The organism is Rhizobium aethiopicum (assembly GCF_900094625.1).
GTDB classification, from domain to species: domain Bacteria; phylum Pseudomonadota; class Alphaproteobacteria; order Rhizobiales; family Rhizobiaceae; genus Rhizobium; species Rhizobium aethiopicum.
Window position 1 is genome coordinate 499,068 of the sequence record NZ_FMAJ01000002.1, and the last position, 17,244, is coordinate 516,311.

Genomic DNA, 17,244 nt, shown 5'->3' on the forward strand with positions numbered 1-17,244 from the left:
CCGCAGCCGTTCTCGCAGAATGCGCGGATGCTCAGAACCTCCGCCGATAAGCTCAAAGACCACATCCATGGCCGTCTTCTCTCACGAAGCGAGGGACCTGCCTGGAAGAACGTGTTCGTGCATCTCTTGTCGCATAGCGGACGGGAGGAGGGCCTGATCGTTCCGGCCGTCGCCGAGCCGCTGCTGGTCTCAATCCTTTCCGGCTCGGCCGTCATAGAAGAGCGCGAATTCTCCGGCGAATGGCAGGCCGCCCGCGCCGATGTCGGCGACTTCTACCTGACCAATTCGGCGACGCCCTACGAGATGCGCTGGACTTCCACCTCGGCCGAACCGTTCCGCGTGATGCATGTCTATCTTGGTCTGCCGCTGATCGAGGCGGCGGCCGGGGAAGTCTTGTCCGTCAGCCACGACCGGCTTTGCCTGCGCGACGTATCGGCCGGGCGCGACCCTTTGATCAACCATCTGCTTCAGCTGATCCTCAGCGAATTGACCGAGGCGAGCGAGCCGAGCGAGATTTTCGTGCAGGGGGTTGCCCAGGCGCTGGCTGTCCATCTCGTGCGCTCCTACGCGGATGCGGATCAGCCGCCGCGGCGCCGGGTTGCCCTTCCGGCGCTCAAGCTTCGCCGGGTGACGGATCTGATGGCAGGCGGGATTGCCCAGGCCTTCAGCCTGGGGGCGCTCGCGGCCGAAGCCGGACTCAGCCCATTCCATTTCAGCCGGGTCTTCAAACAGACGACCGGGTTTTCGCCGTCGGAATATTTCATCCGGATGCGAATGGCCGAGGCGCGCAGGCTGCTTCGCGAAACCAACCGGAGCATCATCGAGATCGGCCTCGACGTCGGCTACTCCAGCCCCAGTCATTTCGCCACCGTCTTCCGCAAGGCCGTTGGCGTCACGCCCTCGCAATATCGCGACGGCTGACGATTGCCGCAAGATCGCGACATCGGCCGCAAAGGCCCAAGCGCGAAGGTCGGTCGGCTCTCCTAGATTGTCTTCCGTCAACAGCGGACGGCTCCGCATTCGGGGCCGCCAGATGAAAGGAAGTAGACATGTCTATTGATGGTAAGGTTGCCCTCGTCACCGGTGCGTCGAGCGGTATCGGCGCTGCCACCGCGCTTAAACTTGCAAAGGCAGGCACCAAGATCGGGCTCGCCGCCCGCCGGCTCGACCGGCTCTCCGAGCTTCAGCAGCAGATCACTGCAAATGGCGGCCAGGCCGTCGCTCTCGAAATGGACGTTGTCGATCAGGCCTCCGTCACGGCGGGCGCTGAAAAGCTCGCCGAAGCCTTCGGCTCGATCGACATTCTCTTCAACAATGCCGGCCTGATGCCGATCTCGGATCTGGAGGCGCTGAAGACCGATGAGTGGCATCGCATGGTCGATGTCAACATCAAGGGGCTGTTGAACACGACTGCCGCGGTTCTCCCCTATATGATCAAGCAAAACTCTGGGCATATCGTCAACACCTCGTCGATCGCCGGAAGGAAGGTCTTCCCCGGTCTTGCAGTCTATTGCGCGACCAAACATGCGGTGACGGCGATCTCGGAAGGCATGCGTCTCGAGCTTTCCAAGAAGCATAATATCCGCGTGACCTGCATCCAGCCGGGCGCGGTGGAATCCGAGCTCTTTGAGCATATTTCCGACGGCAATTATCGGGGCCAGATGGAAGCGCTCAAGGAGCAGATGGAATTCCTGAAGGCCGACGACATCGCCGAGACGGTGCTCTTCGCACTGCAGGCCCCGGGCCGGATGGATATCGCCGAGCTCTTCGTGATGCCCACGCAGCAGCCCTGGTGACATAGGCCGCGGTGCCTGCTGCCGCCTGTCACATCTCTGTCAACGACCCCTAATAAGGGAGGGGTGACGCAATTCCCGAGGACCCCTCCCATGAAGACGATCGTTTCCGCCGCTGCCCTTCTCGCCGCGAGCCTCCTTGCCGTTCCGGCTTCGGCCGCAAACCTCGTTCTCTACACCAGCCAGCCGAACGAAGACGCGCAGGCGACGGTCGACGGCTTCATGGCCGCCAATCCCGATGTCAAGGTCGACTGGGTGCGTGACGGCACGCCAAAGATCATCGCCAAGCTGCAGGCCGAGATCCAGGCCGGCAACCCGGTCGCCGACATCCTCCTCATCGCCGACATGGTGACGCTGGAGCGCTTGAAGGAAGACGGCAAGCTGCTCGCCTACAAGTCGCCGGAGGCCGCAGGATACGATGCCAGCCTCTATGATGCCGACGGCTACTATTATTCGACCAAGCTGATCACGACCGGCATCATGTACAACACCTCGGCCGCGATGAAGCCTGCGAGCTGGAAAGACCTGACGAAGCCGGAGGCCAAGGGTCTCGTCACCATGCCGAGCCCGCTCGCTTCGGGTGCCGCGCTCATCCACGCCCAGACGCTTGCCGCCGTTCCCGGCCTCGGCTGGGACTTCTACAAGTCGCTTGCCGAAAACGGCGCGATCGCCGCCGGCGGCAACGGCGCCGTGCTGAAGTCGGTCGCCTCGGGCGAAAAGGCTTACGGCATGGTCGTCGACTACTTGCCGATACGCGAGAAGGCCAAGGGCGCGCCCGTCGAGTTCGTCTTCCCGAGTGAAGGCGTTTCGGCCGTCACCGAACCGGTAGGCATCCTCGCCAGCACCACGAATGCCGAGGCCGCCAAGAAGTTCGTCGATTACGTGCTCTCGGAAAAGGGCCAGGAAGGCTTCCTCAAGCTCGGCTATATCCCGGCTCGAAACGGCATGAAGCTGCCGGAAGGCTTCCCTGCGCGCGATGCCATCAAGGTCTTGCCGATCAAGGCGGCCGAGGCGCTCAAGAATACGGATCAAGATCTGAAGACCTTCTCGGGCATTTACGGCTCGAACTGATCCTTTCATGCATGGTTATGTGAGACCGGGAAACAGCCAGCCCGCCTGGCTGTTTCCTTTTATCATCATTGTTGTCCTGATCCTCAGCGTGCTGCCGCTCGCCCGTCTCGCTATGGTCGGGATCGCGGCCTTCGCCGGCGGCGGCGTCATCGATGTGCTGAGCGAACCGTCGCTCTGGCAGGCCACCTATTACACCATCGTCACCGCGGTTTTGGGCACCATCATCTCGCTTCTTGTCGGCTGCCTCTTCGCCTTCCTGCTGACGCTGACGGACATCCGCTGCAAGAGCCTACTGAGTTTCTTCTTCGTGCTGCCAATGATGATCCCGCCGCAGGTGACGGCGCTTGCCTGGGTGCAGATGTCGGGTCCATCAAGCCCGTTGTTGAAAGCGCTCTCGCTTGCGCCGCCGCTGGGCTCGCCGCAGCCGCTCTATTCCGTGGGCGGGATCGCGCTGCTTTATGGCGTCCAGCATGCGCCGCTCGTCTATCTCGCGCTACGCGCCGGGCTGATGACGCTGCCGCGCGACGGTGTCGAGGCCGCGCGGCTTTCCGGCGCCTCCAGTCTCAGGGCGTTCCGCGATATCATCCTGCCTCTGTCGCTGCCCGGCATCATCGCCGGGGCGGCGATCTCCTTCGTCTCCTGCACTGGCAATTTCGGCATCCCCGCCATTCTCGGCATCCCGGCCTCGATCTACACGCTGCCGACCTTGATCTTCACCAAATTCTCGGCCTTCACCAGCCGCACCTTCGGCGATGTCGCCGTGCTCTCATCAATCATCGCGGTGATTTCGGTCGCCGGGCTGATGATCCAGGACCGGGCGCTCAGAGGCCGCGACTATCGCGTCATCGGCCTGTCGGGCGCCAATGCGGCCTTCGGGCTCGGCGCCTGGCGGTTCCTTGCCACGCCGCTCCTTTGGGCGATCCTTTTCTTCATGCTGGTCGCCCCTTTCTTCGCGCTCGTCGCCGGCGCGCTAGTGCCGGCCTATGGCGTGCCGCTCACCTTCAAGACCATGTCGCTGCATGCTTTCGAGGAAATCCTGTTCCGGCAGGCGGTGACGCGCACCGCCTTCGTCAATTCGCTGTCGCTTGCCGGCGCCACCGCGCTCGGTCTCCTTGTCGTGACGGTGCTTGCGGCCTATGCGCTGACGCGGCGGAGAGATACCGTCTCCCGCATCGTCGCCAGCCTCATCGAGATTCCCTATTCTCTGCCCGGGATCGTCATGGCGGTTGCCTTCATCCTGGTCTTCGCAGCGCCGATCCCCGTCCTCAACATCTCGCTCTACGGCACGATCTGGATCATCCTGATCGCCTATTTCTCCTCCTTCTTCGCCGCGAGCCTGAAACCTGTCGTCAGCGCCTTCCATCAGCTCGATCCGGCGCTGGAGGAGGCAGCACGGCTTTCCGGCGCCGGCTTCTTCCGCCGGCTTTTCGATATCATCGTGCCGCTGATCGCGCCCGCCGCCGGAGCTTCCGTCATTCTCGTCTTCCTGATCGCCTGCAACGAGCTGACGATCTCGGCGCTGCTATGGTCGGCGGGCACCCAGACGCTCGGCGTCGCCATCTACAATCTGGACGACAGCGGCAGCTCGGACCTTGCCTCGGCGCTCTCGGTGCTCGTCGTCCTCATGGTCGTCATCATGATGCTGCTCTTGGAACTCCTGGCGAAACGCCTGCCGAAAGGGGTGGTCCCATGGCGAAGCTGATCCTCAACCGGATCGCCAAGGATTTCGGCACCGGGCGCGCTGCCGTCAGCGGCTTTTCGCTCGATGTGCGCGAGGGCGGTTTCCTGGCGCTGCTCGGGCCTTCCGGCTGCGGCAAGACGACGGTGCTGCGGATGATCGCCGGTTTCGAGACGCCCTCGGACGGCTCGATCCATCTCGGTGAGCGCCTGCTTGCCGATGCCGCGCAGTCGCTGCCGCCGGAGAAGCGCAACATGGCGATGGTCTTTCAGTCCTATGCGCTCTGGCCGCATATGAGTGTCGCCGACAATGTCGGCTATCCCCTCAAGGTGCGCGGTATCTCGGGCGAGGCCTACCGGCGGAAGGTCGGCGAGGCGCTCTCCACCGTCCGGCTCGCCGACTACGCAGGGCGGAGGCCGGCCGATCTCTCCGGCGGCCAGCGCCAGCGCGTGGCGCTCGCCCGTTGCCTGGTGACATCGCCCGATGTCGTGCTGCTCGACGAGCCGCTCGCCAACCTCGACCGGCACCTGAAACAGGAGATGGAGGAGACCTTCCGCGAGTTCCACCAGCGCTCGGGCGCGACGATGATCTACGTGACCCACGACCAGAGCGAGGCGATGGCGCTCGCGACCGACGTCGCCGTCATGTCCGAAGGACGCCTGCTACAGGTGGCGCCGCCGGCCGAAATCTATGCCCGGCCGGAAGGGCGCATTGTCGGCGGGCTGATCGGGCGCGGCGCGATCCTGACGCTGCCTGTCATGGGCGGCGAACGGCATCTGGAATGGGACGAACTGCAGGATGCGCTGCAGGCGGCCAATACCGATGGCGCTGATATCCTCGTGCGGCCGGAGGATGTGATCATCGGCGGCGAGGGGGCTCCCGCGACCGTCGAATCCGTGCTTTTCGAGGGCGAGCGTTACGCCGTCAAGCTGACACTCGGCAACGGCCAGACGCTGCGCGCCTACAGCCGCGTCGTTGTGGAAACCGGGGAAGCCGTGCGCGTCGTCATCCGCGTCGCGTGGCGGCTTTGAGGGAGGCGATTTGCGAACCCGATGGCGACGCGGCTTGTTTCGGGCTTGGAAGCCACGTTTGTCCGCAATTTTCTTGGCCCCGCCATCTTTTCCTGCGGTGATTGACGGATAAGGTACTGCCCGCAACCGGACTCCTGCCATGTCGCTTCGCCTCGCCACCTTCAACGTCGAAAATCTGCTCACCCGTTTCGATTTCACCGGCTTCCGCAACCAGCTGCGCCAGGACCGCGTCATCAAGCTTTTCGAGGTGAACAGCGAGGGCGTCTATCAGCACCTCGAGCAGGCGCGGGTGATCGCGGCGACCGACGACACCAGGCAGATGACGGCGCTGGCAATTGCCGATGCCGATGCCGATATCCTCTGCCTGCAGGAAATCGACAACATGGCCGCGCTTCAGGCGTTCGAATATGGCTATCTCTTCCGCATGGTTGGAAACGGCTATCGGCAGAAATTCCTGGTCGAGGGCAATGACAGCCGTGGCATCGATGTCGCCGTCCTGATGCGCGAGGAAACGCGTGATGGCCAGAAGATCGAGCTCAAGGATATCAGAAGCCACGCGATGACGACCTATCGCGATTTCGATCTGTTCGACGAGGAACTGGCGCTTACCAACCGCATCGACGACAAGATCTTCAAGCGCGACTGCCTGGAGCTCGACCTCCTGATCGGTGGCAGGCCGTTCTCGCTCTACGTCGTGCATTTCAAGTCAATGGGAAACCCTCGCGACGGGCTGGACGGACGGCAATCGACGCTGCCGATCCGCCGCGCTGAAGCGCGCGCCGTGCGCCGCATCATCGAGGACCGCTTCGGCGCCGGACATACAGCGTCGAAGAGCTTCGCCATCTGCGGCGACATGAACGATTACCAGGAACGGGTCGATGTCATCGGCCGCCGCGGCACCGACTACCGCTTCGAGCATCAAGACGAGACCGAAAGCGCGCTCGACGTTTTCAGTCATGACGGCTTTGCCGAAAATGTCGTCCGCCGTCGTCAGCCCCTCGACCGCTGGACGCTCTATCACGCGCGCGGGCCGCAGGAACAGCACCTTTGCCAGCTCGATTATATCTGGCTTTCGCCGCGACTTACCGCTCATAATGCCGGCCGCCTGCCCGAGATCATCCGCAGCGGCCAGCCCTACCGCACCATCTTCCCACCGGGGCAGGAGGTGGAGCGTTATCCCCGTACCGGTTGGGACCGGCCGAAAGCCTCCGACCATTGCCCCGTCGTCATGTCACTGGATCTCCCATGAAAACGAATTTGAGCAGAAATTTTCCCGCCACCGATTTTTCCGATGATTTCGCCGGCTGGCCGCCGGAAGCCACGGTCTTCCCGATCGCCGGTGTCGATCTCCGCGTCCTGCCCGGCACTCATCCTTTCGTCGCCGCCGAGGAAACGGCGATCCGCGAAAACTGGGTGAAGGAGACTGCCGCCAATCCGGCGCTCTTCGACGGGCGCCTGATCTTCCAGCAGCGGCTGTGGCTCGGCCAGGAGGGGATTTCGGGCGAGGGCTACGTCACGCCGTTTTCCGCCTTCATGTACTGGCGCCGCCAGCCCCACCGCGAGGGCGGGCTGCACATCTTCGCCTACCCCATGCTCGAAAGCGTCGATGGTGCGCTGGTGGCGATCCGCATGGGTGCGCACACCGCCAATCCCGGCCAGGTCTATTTCGCCGCCGGCTCGCTGGAGCCCGAGGATATTGTCGACGGGCGCTGCGACATCGAGGCCAACATGCGCCGCGAGGTGCATGAGGAGACCGGACTTGACCTCGCCCAATCGGCGGCCGGGCAGGGCCTCTACGCCAGCCACGCCAAGCGTACGGTGACGCTGTTCCGGCTCTTTCGCTTCGATCTGACGGCCGACGAGATGGTCGAGCGGATTGAGGCCCACATGCTGGTCGCCGAAGACAAGGAGATCGCGGGTGCGGTGGCGATCCGTTCGGCTGATCGTGACGCGCATCCGTATAACATCTTCATGCTGCCGGTGATTGACTGGTATTTCGGGAAGAGCGGCGCATAGGGCGCAGCAATCTGAGGCCCTCGTCCTTCGAGGCCCTGCGAGGTTCCTCAGGATGGGATCGGAGAGAGGTCGGGGCTTGGCCGCATACGCTTTACCGGTGTGCCGTGTGGTATCCCCTCTGCCGTGCCGGGCATCTCCCCCGGGGGCACCACCCGGCATGACCTCTCCTCCGTTCCTCTGACACGCTCGGCAAGCGCTATCGAGAAAAACGAATTTCATTAAGCATCGCGCGCAAATTGCCGAGTGTCGACGTCTCCGGCCGGCGATGGCTTGTTCTTACCCGAGTTAGCGCCTTGCACTCGGTCGCTTGGTCGGGCAGGTTGGCGGCGCGATGATCGATTCAGGGAGGCCGATGTGGCGCGAAGCTACAGCGTCTATGACGTGTTCACCGATCGAAAGCTTGCGGGCAATCCGCTGGCGGTGATCTTCGACGGCGACAATCTTAGCGACGAGGCAATGCAGGCGATCACCCGGGAGATCAATCTCTCCGAGACGGTTTTCGTGCAGCCTTCGACCAATCCCGCCTATGCGGCGAAGCTCCGAATTTTCACACCGGGCCGCGAGCTGCCTTTTGCCGGCCATCCCACAGTCGGCACCGCCGTGGCGCTGGCCGAGCGCGCCCATGGCGCAGCGGCTCTCGATCTCGTCACGGTGCTCGAGGAAAATGTCGGGCCGGTACGTTGTGCGGTGCGGCTGCGGGAGGGCGAGGCGAGCTTTGCCGAATTCGACCTGCCGCGCAAATCGCAGCAGGCGGTGATGCCGCTCGATAAGCTCGGCATCGCCGATGCGCTTTCGTTGAAGGTCACCGAAGTCGGCTTCGAGAATCACGTCCCCTCGGTCTGGAGCGCCGGCGTTCCGTTTCTGCTCATTCCGGTCCACGATGTCGGCACGGCGCAGCGGGTGGAATTCGATCCGCAGCTTTGGGAAAAGATCGTGCCTTTCGTCGATGGCGCCCTTGCCTCGGCCTATGTCTATTGCCGCGGCGGCGTCAACCACGTGGCGAAGTTCCATGCGCGCATGTTCGCCAGCGGCATGGGCATCGTCGAGGATCCGGCCACAGGCTCGGCGGCGGCCGCCCTCTCCGGCGCGATCCGCCATTTTGACCGGCTGACGGACGGGCACCACCCGATCATGATCGAGCAGGGTGTCGAGATGGGCCGTCCGTCTTTTATCCACCTCCATATCGATGTCGAGGGTGGGGCGATTTCCAACGCCCGGATCGGCGGCCAGGCGGTTCGGTTGGCGAGCGGCACGCTCGACCTGTGATTTCTGAGGGCGCCGCGCAGCCGGTAGGGCGCGCTATCGCTTTGAATCAGCGCATAATCCCTTCCGAAAACCGATTCCGATTTTCAGGATTATGTGCTGCATTTCAGCTGGGCGGAAAAATCTTTGAGATTAACCAAAGAATTTTCGCTGATGCGCTGGACAAGGCTGCCGATCCTGTTTATACGCCCCGTCACACCGCGCAGCCAAGCGCGAACGGGTGATTAGCTCAGTTGGTAGAGCAGCTGACTCTTAATCAGCGGGTCGTAGGTTCGAGCCCTACATCACCCACCAAATCTCTTGATAACATTGATTTAGTTGCATCCTTCCGGGCCTGCCGGTTTGTTTCGAGGCGGGCTGCATGCTTCCGCTCGGCCGCGGGAATAGCTGTTCGATCTGTGTGCCCGATCTCTCTCACAAATCAGAGGGCCTATGAAAACCGTCATTTTCGTCTTGGTTTTATCCTTGCCACTGCCGGTCTTCGCCGCAGGCGCAGTGGAGATCAGAGCGGGTGAGCACAGGTGCGGTGAGCTTGCTCAGATCATCCGGCAGAACAAGAAAGTCTTTGTCCGTGTCGGCCTCGGCGGCCACAGCTTCCGCTATCCGCCGGCGCAGTGCGGCATGGGAGATAAGCGCACCTCCACAAGCGTTCGCGATGCCGAGGGGAGGGCTTGCGTTCTGGACTATGCCTGTGTGTTCGACCCGGCGTCGCCCTATAATTTTCCCTGAAATCAGAACCCATTCGCAATCGCGCAGGATGTCATCCGAAAACCGCTTCCCATTCATCACGCTCTCACATTCAGGAGTTTCCATGAAAAGCGTCGCCTTGGCCTTCGCCCTGTTGTTTCCGTCCGCAGCCCTTGCCGCCGAGGCCGTCGAGGTCAATGCCAGGGATCACAGCTGCAAGGAGCTTGCGCAGATCATCCGCAAGGACAAGGCCGTTTTCGTGCGCATGGGTATCGGCGGTCGCAGCTTCCGTTATCCGCCGGCCCGATGCAATCTGGGGGACAAGTACGATACTGCAACGGTGAGGGATGCGGACGGGAAGATGTGCGTTCTCGACTACGAGTGCGTGTACGATCCTCAGTCCTTTTACAACCGGATTCCAAATTGATATCGCTGCAGCTGACGCTTTACGCGACGACCGTAAGGTCGCTCGGTCTTCCCCAACAGGCCAAGAAAAAAGGCCGGGCGAAACTCGCACCGACCTTCCTCGATCTGTCTCAATGACGGCTGCCAGTACATCCGTGGTCAGCCGTCAGAGACAAATTTTATAATCTCTAGATAAGTGCCGTTTGCGGTTATTCAAGGGTCTACCGCCGAAAAGCTGGTGGCGGTCGCGTGACGCTGAGATCGCCTGGTATGAGGATCATACGCCATCAATGCATAGATCCTCCTTGGCGTGTCCTGCCGGATACGCCAAGGAGGCATCTAGCGCGGCTTCTCAAGACCGGGTAGCGGTTACTGCTGGGCAGGAGCGGCCGGCGGAGTGGCCGGTGCAGGTGCCGGAGCAGGCGTTGCACTGTTATCGGTCGGAGCGATCGGCTTGGCCGGCGCCGGCTCGGATTGAGTCGTGGAGGCTGTCGTATCCGGCGAAGTGCCGGGAGGTGTGCTGCTCCACTGCGAATAGGCGAATGCAGCAACAGCGATCACGGCCAATGCAGCAACCCAAACAACCCACGTATTGCTGTTGCGCGCCGTCGGCGTGGTGCGCAGATCCAGGTTCGGGTTCAGCGGGCGGTTCGGATCGTTGGCATTATTGGGGTCGTACGTCATGGTACTTTCTCCTCTTTCGGTGACAGGGAAATGGACGAGTGGGGTTTTTGTTCCATTCTGGGGCCGAAGTGCCGGTGTTATCAGGCTTTTGGGCGGGAGCAGCGCCAGCGACGAGCGCCTTGAGCGGCAAGCAAAGGCAATTGCGGGGGATGGCACCTGAAGAGATCGTCGGCTGTCATATGGATAGCACAGCCGCCGTGTAAACGGGCATGACCGCAGCGGAAGCGTCGTCCTTGACAGGACGTGGTCTCTTTGCCAATGCTTTGGGTCTGGGGTCGCGATCACCCCACGAGGCGACATGCTGAAGAATCGCGTCCGGTAAAACCGATCAACGGAGGGACGCGTCATGCCGTCATTTCTCGAAATATCTCCCGAAAAGCTCAGCCGCCTCATTGGAACTCCCGGGGCGCCCTGCATCATCGACGTCCGCACCGACGAGGATTTTGCGCTCGATCCGCGCCTGGTGCCTGGCTCGATCCGGTACGGCCATGCCGACGTTGGTTCCTGGGCGGGTAGCATCGATGCCGATGCCGTCGTCTTGGTCTGCCAGAGGGGCGCCAAGCTCAGCCATGGTGTCGCCGCCCATCTCCGCCATGCCGGGATCGAGGCCGAAAGCCTCGAAGGCGGCTTCGAAGCCTGGGCCGCGGCTGGGCCTGTGGTACCCGAGGTGAAGCTGCCGCGCCGCGACGGGCAGGGGCGCACCGTCTGGGTGACGCGGGCGCGGCCGAAGATCGACCGCATCGCGTGTCCGTGGCTGATCCGGCGCTTCCTTGATCCCCACTCCGTTTTCCTGTTCGTGCCGGCGCCTGAAGTCATCGCCGTCGGCGAGCGCTTCGGCGCGGTGCCCTTCGATATCGAGGACGCGTTCTGGAGCCATCGCGGTGAGCTCTGCACCTTCGACGTGATGGTCGAGGAGTTCGGCCTGGCGTCAGAACCGCTGCTGCGCCTGGCGCGGATCGTCAGGGCGGCCGATACCGCAAGGCTCGATCTTGCGCCCGAGGCATCCGGCCTGCTTGCCGCCTCGCTCGGCCTCTCCAGGATGTATTCCGACGATCTCGAGCAGCTCGAGGCTGGAATGCTTCTCTACGACGCCTTCTTCCGCTGGTGCCGCGATGCGACCGAGGAAACCCACAATTGGCCCACGCCGAAGAAGAGAGCATGAGATGGTCGAGATGACAGAAAATGCGCCCCCCGGGCAAGCGGGGAAGAAGGATGCTGGCGAGCGGCATCAGCACGGCATCTCGTTCGGTGAGGCCTTCCGGGTATGGCTGCGCGTCGCGGCCTTGAGCTTCGGCGGCCCGGCCGGCCAGATCGCCGTCATGCACAGGATCATCGTCGACGAGAAGCGATGGATCGGCGAGCACCGCTTCCTGCATGCGCTGAATTATTGCATGCTGCTTCCCGGACCAGAGGCGCAGCAGCTCGCCGTCTATATCGGCTGGCTGATGCACCGCACATTGGGGGGGCTCGTCGCCGGTGTGCTCTTCGTGCTGCCGGGTTTCTTGTCGATCCTCGCCCTCAGCTATATCTACGCCGCCTATGGCAGTGTCGGCATAGTCGCCGGCCTGTTCTTCGGGCTGAAGGCGGCGGTGCTTGCCGTCGTCGTGCAGGCCGTCATCCGCATCGGCGGCCGAGCGCTGAGGAATCGCGTCATGCTGGCGATTGCGGCCGCGGCCTTTGTCGCCATCTTCTTCTTCCACGTGCCGTTCCCGCTGATCGTGCTTGCTGCCGCCATTGCCGGTTTCCTCGGCGGCCGCTTCGGGCTCGACGCCTTCAGCCCCGGCGGAGGCCACAAGGCCGCAAGCGGCGCGGTGCTGTCCGACGCCGAGTCGGCGCTCGGGGAGGGTATACCCGAGCATGCGCGCCCCAATCTCGCCTGGTCGCTGCGCATCTCGGGGGTGCTGCTCGCCCTCTGGCTCCTCCCCGTCGCAGCGCTTTACGCGTTCTTCGGGCCGGGCGACGTCTTCAGCCAGATCGGCCTGTTCTTCAGCAAGATGGCGGTCGTCACCTTCGGCGGAGCCTATGCCGCGCTTGCCTACGTCGCGCAGGAGGCCGTGCAGCATTTCGGCTGGCTGAAACCGGGCGAGATGCTCGATGGCCTCGGCATGGCCGAGACGACGCCGGGGCCGCTGATCATGGTGCTCCAGTTCGTCGGCTTCATGGGCGCCTTTCGCAATCCCGGCTCGCTCGATCCGATGCTGGCGGCCACGCTCGCGTCCATCCTGACGACATGGGTGACCTTCGTGCCCTGTTTCCTCTGGATCTTCCTCGGCGCGCCCTTCATCGAGAAGCTGCGCGGCAATCTGGCGCTCGCCGGCGCCATGCAGGCGATCACGGCAGCGGTGGTCGGCGTTATTCTCAACCTTGCCATCTGGTTCGGCCTGCATACGCTGTTTGCCGAGGTCGCCTCCGTCAGCTTCGGCAGCCTGCGGCTCGATGTTCCCGTGCTGCAATCGGCCGTGCCGGCGGCAATTGCGCTCTCGGCGGCGGCCGCCATCGCGATCTTCCGGTTCAAGACCTCCGTTATCACGACGCTTTTTGCCTGCGCGATCGCAGGCATGCTCTGGACGCTGGCGGTGAGCTAGCCCTCTACTCGGTCCGTTGGGACGCGCGTCGCCAGCATCTTGTCGATGCGCATGCCGTCCATGTCGATCACCTCGAAGCGCCAGTCTTCGAAGAGGAAGGTTTCGCCAGCTTCTGGGATATGCTGCAGCTGATGCAGCGCAAAGCCCGCAAGCGTATGGAAATCGGCGTCGGGACGATCCTTGAGGCCCAGCCGCTCGAAGGCGTCGAAGGCGGGCATCATCGCGTCGATCAGCAGCGAGCCGTCGTCGCGCACGACGATATCGGGCTCCTCGTCGGCGCCCGGCAGATCGCCGGCGATGGCTTCCAGGAGATCGGTCTGGGTGACGATGCCTTCGAGGCTGCCATATTCGTCGATGACGATCGCGAGGCGCACGGGCGAGGCCTTGAAGCTGTCGATCACCCGCACGACCTTGGTGCCCTCGTGCAGCACCAGCGGCTGCCTGATCACATCCATCGGTCGCACCTTGCCGCCATCGAGCACCTGATCGAGAAGATCCTTCTTCAACACCATGCCGATCGGCTCGTCGATCGAGCCGCGGGCGACCAGCAGCTGTTCATGACTGCATTCGCGGATCGTCTTCAGGATCTCGGCTTCGCTGTCGTCGGCGTCGAACCATTCGATATCCAGGCGCGGCGTCATGATGTCGGAGATCGGTCGTTCGCCGATGTTGAACACCCGCTCGACGAGCTGCTGCTGCACCGGGTTCAAGAGGCCGGCCTCCTGGCTTTCGGCGACGAGTAGCTTCAGCTCCTGCGGCGAGTGGAAAGAGGATTCTCCGGTTCCGGCTCGAAGGCCGACGGCCTTGAGCACGAGATTGCCCATGCCGTTCAAGGTGAAGATCGCCGGCTTGAACAGCACCAGGAAGAGGCCGAGCGGACGCACCACGGCAAGCGAGGTTGCTTCGCTGCGCTGGAGCGCCAGGCTCTTCGGCGCGAGTTCGCCAAGCACGATATGCAGCGCGGTGATGATGACGAAGGCGATGACGATGGCGACGGTATGGGCGCCCGTCGTCGCCCATTGCCCGGGCAGCCAGGAGAGCAGGGGTTCGATCAGATGGGCAAGCGCCGGCTCGCCGACCCAGCCGAGCGCCAGTGAGGAGATGGTGATGCCGAGCTGGGTCGCTGCGAGATTGGCGTCGAGATTGTCGATGGCGCGCTGAAGGGCCGTGGCATTCATCCGGCCCGCGGCGACGAGCTCGGCGACACGGCTGCGCCTGACGGACACGATCGCAAATTCGGCGGCGACGAAAAAGCCATTGGCGGCCACGAGAAAAAACACGGCGAATATCCCGACATAGTCGAGGAGCCCACCCGCGGATTCGGACATGTTTTCCTTACCTCTGAATTGACGCGAGTCAGAAACTACACGCTCGCACACAAGTGGCAAGGCGCCGCCGCCATTGTTACCCTGAGCAACCATGCCAGGTGATCATCATCGGGACCCAGAACGAGATAGATCTGCTACCAGGAAGGTGATGCCACCGCACTCACTTTTTCAGCGCTTCAAAGAGCTCTATCGGGTTTCCCGCCGGATCTTCGAGCAGGATCTGCTTGCCGCCCATGCCCTGCACGATCTCATTGCGAAACCGTGCGCCCGCCTGGCGCAGCCTGCCGACTTCCGCCTCCAGGTCCGCGACTTCGATCTGGATGCGATTCCATCCGCCGGGTTCCGGTTTCCGTCCATCGGGCATGGCCTGGGGCGCTCCGCCGGGTCCCGTCACGCCACTGACGAGCAGACGAAAACCATCCCTGGTCAGGATGGCGAAAGCCGGGGCAGGGCGAAACGCGACGGAGAAACCGAGATGCTGCGTATAGAAGTCCACGGCAGCGCCGACGTCGTCGACGATATAGCGCATGCTGATGCCAGGCATGGTTTCCTCCATTAATGCCATCGTTGTCTCGAACGGTCGCAAGGACGTGTGCACGACGCTCCGTTTTCGAGTCTGCGCTTAATCCAATCGATAATCGAACCCGTTTTCCGGGCACCGTCGATCGCGTCCGATGCCTCGACCACGATTTGACTGGCCGGCATCTCGGAGAGCGGCCACATGGAAGGCTTATGAGGTCAGTCTAAAATATTAAATCCTCGCTGCATGTCACTGTGTCCATTACGAAATCTTAATTTAGCCTTCAGTTTCGGTTCATCTTTTTGGTCCTAGGTTTGGCCAGCGCCACACACAAGGAAACCCCAGATGAAAAAAATCTTTGCAGCTCTTCTTTCCGCCTCCTTCCTTCTTTCGCCGATCGTCGCCTCGCAGGCAAGCGCGGATGATTTTCGCCGTCCGCCGGTCATCGAGAAAAAGGTGATCGTGAAGAAAACGGTCGTCCGGCCGCACTGGAAGAAGGGCTATCGCGTCAACGCCGGCGAGCCCCGCCGGTTTCACAACGTCAACGACTACCGCCGCTACCGGCTGGCGCCTCCGCCGCGCGGCTATCAGTGGGTCCGCGCCGACAACGACTTTCTACTGATCGGCATCACCAGCGGGGTGATCTCCAGCATTATTGCTGGGCGTTGATTGGCAGAATGGATGAGGGCGGCGGAGGGCGCCCTTCGTTCGTTGACGAGCTTCGCTCTTGGCTGGTCTCGACCGGTGTCTCACCGATTGTCATCCTCCGGTAAGCATCTCCTCCTCACCCCTGCCTGCGTGGGATCACCCGCTCCGCAATAATGCCGAGCAATCCCCTGGCTTTGCGCGCTGGCTCATCCACGGACTCATGTGTCAGCGGATGCAGGCCCTCGATCGGCGGCAGGGGATCGCATTCCTCGCAGATGCAGCGGTAGCGTTTGATCGCCGTCGCATTCATGCCGCCTGCCTGTTCCAGCTTGCGAAAGGATCGGGGAGGTTGCGCCAGCGTTCGGGCGTGAAGGCATTGCTTTCCACCAGACAGGCGTCGAGTTCCTTTCTGATCCAGGCCTCGTCCATCGGATCGGCGCCGATGAAGACGATTTCCTGGCGGCGGTCGCCCCAGACGGGATCGAGATACGGGCCGATAGCGCGGAGAAAACCGGGTCCCTCAGGCCATTGTTCGCGCGGCACGGAAGCCCACCACAGGCCCATCTTGCCGGTGCGGACGATCGCGCCGGCCTGGCTGAGCTCGCCGACATGGTGCGGCCGGGTCGCCAGCCAGAAGAAGCCCTTGGCGCGCACCACGCCCGGCCATGTCTTATCGAGAAAGGCCTGCAGTTTCGCCGGATGGAACGGGCGTTTCTCGCGGTAGACGAAGGAGCGGATGCCGTATTCCTCGGTCTCCGGCACGTGATCCTTGAAGCCGTGCAACTCCTTGTACCAGAGCGGGTGGGTCTCGGCCTTGTCGATATCGAAACGGCCGGTGCCGAGTACCTCCTTCAGCGCCACCTCGCCGAAATCTGCCTCGATCAGCTTCGCATCCGGATTGAGGCCGATGATGATCTTGCGCGCGGCGTCGCGCTGTTCTTCGCTTGCCGTGCCGATCTTGTTCAGCACCACAACGTCGGCGAACTCGATCTGCTCGACCAGCAAGTCGACAATGGTCCTGTTGTCGCCGTCGCCTGTGGTTTCGCCGCGGTCGGCGAGGAAATCGGCCGAGGCATAGTCGGCCAGCAGATTGGCGGCATCGACGACGGTCACCATCGTGTCGAGCCTTGCGACGTCGGAAAGGCTCTGGCCGTTCTCGTCGCGGAATTCGAAGGTGGTGGCGACGGGCAGGGGCTCGGCGATGCCTGTGGATTCAATCAGCAGGTATTCGAAGCGCCCCTGATCGGCGAGATCGCGCACCTCTTTCAGCAAGTCGTCGCGCAGCGTGCAGCAGATGCAGCCATTGGTCATCTCGACCAGCTGTTCCTCGGTGCGCGAAAGATTGGCGCCGCCATCTCGCACCAGACTGGCGTCGATGTTCACTTCGCTCATGTCGTTGACGATGACGGCAACGCGCAGGCCCTCGCGATTGGCGAGCACATGGTTGAGAAGGGTGGTCTTGCCGGCGCCGAGAAAGCCGGAGAGCACCGTGACCGGAAGTTTGTTGTCCATGGGAACCTCACTCATATTAATGT

Annotated in this window: 18 protein-coding genes and 1 tRNA gene; 14 read left to right on the forward strand and 5 right to left on the reverse strand. The window is 62.7% G+C overall.

The window, feature by feature from the left end; translation table 11 throughout:
* Positions 1 to 27: 27 nt before the first annotated feature.
* From GA0061105_RS06710 to GA0061105_RS06760, 11 genes are all read left to right on the forward strand, one after another.
* Complete coding sequence (locus GA0061105_RS06710; RefSeq protein WP_092748928.1) at positions 28 to 921, forward strand: helix-turn-helix domain-containing protein; 894 nt, start codon at positions 28 to 30, stop codon at positions 919 to 921.
* 128 nt (positions 922 to 1,049) lie between these two features.
* Positions 1,050 to 1,796, forward strand: a complete 747-nt coding sequence (locus GA0061105_RS06715; RefSeq protein ID WP_092748930.1) for an SDR family oxidoreductase — start codon at positions 1,050 to 1,052, stop codon at positions 1,794 to 1,796.
* Positions 1,797 to 1,886: 90 nt separating this feature from the next.
* Complete coding sequence (locus GA0061105_RS06720; RefSeq protein ID WP_092748932.1) at positions 1,887 to 2,864, forward strand: ABC transporter substrate-binding protein; 978 nt, start codon at positions 1,887 to 1,889, stop codon at positions 2,862 to 2,864.
* Between the two features lie 7 nt (positions 2,865 to 2,871).
* Entirely contained in the window at positions 2,872 to 4,566 is a 1,695-nt protein-coding gene (locus tag GA0061105_RS06725) for an ABC transporter permease (RefSeq protein ID WP_092748934.1), read from the forward strand.
* Complete coding sequence (locus GA0061105_RS06730) at positions 4,554 to 5,573, forward strand: ABC transporter ATP-binding protein (protein WP_092748936.1); 1,020 nt, start codon at positions 4,554 to 4,556, stop codon at positions 5,571 to 5,573. The genes GA0061105_RS06725 and GA0061105_RS06730 overlap by 13 nt, the downstream gene beginning before the upstream one ends.
* 139 nt (positions 5,574 to 5,712) lie before the next feature.
* Complete coding sequence (locus tag GA0061105_RS06735) at positions 5,713 to 6,822, forward strand: endonuclease/exonuclease/phosphatase family protein (protein ID WP_092748937.1); 1,110 nt, start codon at positions 5,713 to 5,715, stop codon at positions 6,820 to 6,822.
* Entirely contained in the window at positions 6,819 to 7,589 is a 771-nt protein-coding gene (locus GA0061105_RS06740; RefSeq protein ID WP_092748939.1) for an NUDIX hydrolase, read from the forward strand. Before GA0061105_RS06735 ends, GA0061105_RS06740 begins: the two co-directional genes overlap by 4 nt.
* Positions 7,590 to 7,943: 354 nt before the next feature.
* Positions 7,944 to 8,855 carry a PhzF family phenazine biosynthesis protein gene (locus tag GA0061105_RS06745; RefSeq protein WP_092748941.1) on the forward strand — a complete coding sequence of 304 codons (912 nt, stop codon included), beginning with the start codon at positions 7,944 to 7,946 and terminating at the stop codon, positions 8,853 to 8,855.
* A gap of 215 nt (positions 8,856 to 9,070) precedes the next feature.
* A tRNA-Lys gene (locus tag GA0061105_RS06750) sits at positions 9,071 to 9,146 on the forward strand.
* A gap of 138 nt (positions 9,147 to 9,284) precedes the next feature.
* Entirely contained in the window at positions 9,285 to 9,581 is a 297-nt protein-coding gene (locus GA0061105_RS06755; RefSeq protein WP_092748943.1) for a hypothetical protein, read from the forward strand.
* 82 nt (positions 9,582 to 9,663) lie between these two features.
* Complete coding sequence (locus GA0061105_RS06760; protein ID WP_092748945.1) at positions 9,664 to 9,966, forward strand: hypothetical protein; 303 nt, start codon at positions 9,664 to 9,666, stop codon at positions 9,964 to 9,966.
* 347 nt (positions 9,967 to 10,313) lie between these two features.
* On the opposite strand, the gene GA0061105_RS06765 is transcribed toward GA0061105_RS06760, so the two are convergent.
* Positions 10,314 to 10,628: a hypothetical protein gene (locus GA0061105_RS06765; RefSeq protein WP_064694575.1), complete on the reverse strand. Its 315-nt coding sequence runs from the start codon at positions 10,626 to 10,628 to the stop codon at positions 10,314 to 10,316.
* A gap of 346 nt (positions 10,629 to 10,974) precedes the next feature.
* On the opposite strand from GA0061105_RS06765, the gene GA0061105_RS06770 reads away from it, so the two are divergent.
* Positions 10,975 to 11,790, forward strand: coding sequence for a chromate resistance protein ChrB domain-containing protein (locus tag GA0061105_RS06770; protein WP_092748947.1), 816 nt, complete (start codon positions 10,975 to 10,977; stop codon positions 11,788 to 11,790).
* 1 nt (position 11,791) lies between these two features.
* Complete coding sequence (gene chrA, locus GA0061105_RS06775) at positions 11,792 to 13,213, forward strand: chromate efflux transporter (protein ID WP_092748949.1); 1,422 nt, start codon at positions 11,792 to 11,794, stop codon at positions 13,211 to 13,213.
* On the opposite strand, the gene GA0061105_RS06780 is transcribed toward chrA, so the two are convergent.
* Positions 13,210 to 14,541 carry a hemolysin family protein gene (locus tag GA0061105_RS06780; RefSeq protein ID WP_092748951.1) on the reverse strand — a complete coding sequence of 444 codons (1,332 nt, stop codon included), beginning with the start codon at positions 14,539 to 14,541 and terminating at the stop codon, positions 13,210 to 13,212. The two genes, chrA and GA0061105_RS06780, sit on opposite strands and share 4 nt — an antisense overlap.
* Positions 14,542 to 14,701: 160 nt before the next feature.
* Positions 14,702 to 15,085 (reverse strand): VOC family protein, encoded by a 384-nt coding sequence (locus GA0061105_RS06785; RefSeq protein ID WP_064694571.1) that lies wholly within the window; start codon positions 15,083 to 15,085, stop codon positions 14,702 to 14,704.
* A gap of 321 nt (positions 15,086 to 15,406) precedes the next feature.
* On the opposite strand from GA0061105_RS06785, the gene GA0061105_RS06790 reads away from it, so the two are divergent.
* The gene (locus GA0061105_RS06790; protein ID WP_092748953.1) at positions 15,407 to 15,730 is read left to right on the forward strand and encodes an RcnB family protein; all 324 of its coding nucleotides are present in this window, start codon (positions 15,407 to 15,409) and stop codon (positions 15,728 to 15,730) included.
* Between the two features lie 115 nt (positions 15,731 to 15,845).
* Here the strand turns inward: GA0061105_RS06790 and GA0061105_RS32800 are convergent, their stop codons facing one another.
* Positions 15,846 to 16,019, reverse strand: coding sequence for a hypothetical protein (locus tag GA0061105_RS32800; protein ID WP_167358528.1), 174 nt, complete (start codon positions 16,017 to 16,019; stop codon positions 15,846 to 15,848).
* The gene (gene zigA / locus GA0061105_RS06795) at positions 16,016 to 17,221 is read right to left on the reverse strand and encodes a zinc metallochaperone GTPase ZigA (RefSeq protein WP_092748955.1); all 1,206 of its coding nucleotides are present in this window, start codon (positions 17,219 to 17,221) and stop codon (positions 16,016 to 16,018) included. The genes GA0061105_RS32800 and zigA overlap by 4 nt, the downstream gene beginning before the upstream one ends.
* Positions 17,222 to 17,244 lie beyond the last annotated feature (23 nt).

Coding starts and splice junctions, on each gene's coding strand:
- GA0061105_RS06755 (WP_092748943.1), top strand. CDS start 9,285: ATGAAAACCGTCATTTTCGTCTTGGTTTTATCCTTGCCACTGCCGGTC.
- GA0061105_RS32800 (WP_167358528.1), bottom strand. CDS start 16,019: ATGAATGCGACGGCGATCAAACGCTACCGCTGCATCTGCGAGGAATGC.
- GA0061105_RS06765 (WP_064694575.1), bottom strand. CDS start 10,628: ATGACGTACGACCCCAATAATGCCAACGATCCGAACCGCCCGCTGAAC.
- GA0061105_RS06730 (WP_092748936.1), top strand. CDS start 4,554: ATGGCGAAGCTGATCCTCAACCGGATCGCCAAGGATTTCGGCACCGGG.
- GA0061105_RS06720 (WP_092748932.1), top strand. CDS start 1,887: ATGAAGACGATCGTTTCCGCCGCTGCCCTTCTCGCCGCGAGCCTCCTT.
- GA0061105_RS06740 (WP_092748939.1), top strand. CDS start 6,819: ATGAAAACGAATTTGAGCAGAAATTTTCCCGCCACCGATTTTTCCGAT.
- GA0061105_RS06780 (WP_092748951.1), bottom strand. CDS start 14,541: ATGTCCGAATCCGCGGGTGGGCTCCTCGACTATGTCGGGATATTCGCC.
- GA0061105_RS06770 (WP_092748947.1), top strand. CDS start 10,975: ATGCCGTCATTTCTCGAAATATCTCCCGAAAAGCTCAGCCGCCTCATT.
- GA0061105_RS06715 (WP_092748930.1), top strand. CDS start 1,050: ATGTCTATTGATGGTAAGGTTGCCCTCGTCACCGGTGCGTCGAGCGGT.
- zigA (WP_092748955.1), bottom strand. CDS start 17,221: ATGGACAACAAACTTCCGGTCACGGTGCTCTCCGGCTTTCTCGGCGCC.
- GA0061105_RS06760 (WP_092748945.1), top strand. CDS start 9,664: ATGAAAAGCGTCGCCTTGGCCTTCGCCCTGTTGTTTCCGTCCGCAGCC.
- GA0061105_RS06725 (WP_092748934.1), top strand. CDS start 2,872: ATGCATGGTTATGTGAGACCGGGAAACAGCCAGCCCGCCTGGCTGTTT.
- chrA (WP_092748949.1), top strand. CDS start 11,792: ATGGTCGAGATGACAGAAAATGCGCCCCCCGGGCAAGCGGGGAAGAAG.
- GA0061105_RS06710 (WP_092748928.1), top strand. CDS start 28: ATGCTCAGAACCTCCGCCGATAAGCTCAAAGACCACATCCATGGCCGT.
- GA0061105_RS06785 (WP_064694571.1), bottom strand. CDS start 15,085: ATGCCTGGCATCAGCATGCGCTATATCGTCGACGACGTCGGCGCTGCC.
- GA0061105_RS06790 (WP_092748953.1), top strand. CDS start 15,407: ATGAAAAAAATCTTTGCAGCTCTTCTTTCCGCCTCCTTCCTTCTTTCG.
- GA0061105_RS06735 (WP_092748937.1), top strand. CDS start 5,713: ATGTCGCTTCGCCTCGCCACCTTCAACGTCGAAAATCTGCTCACCCGT.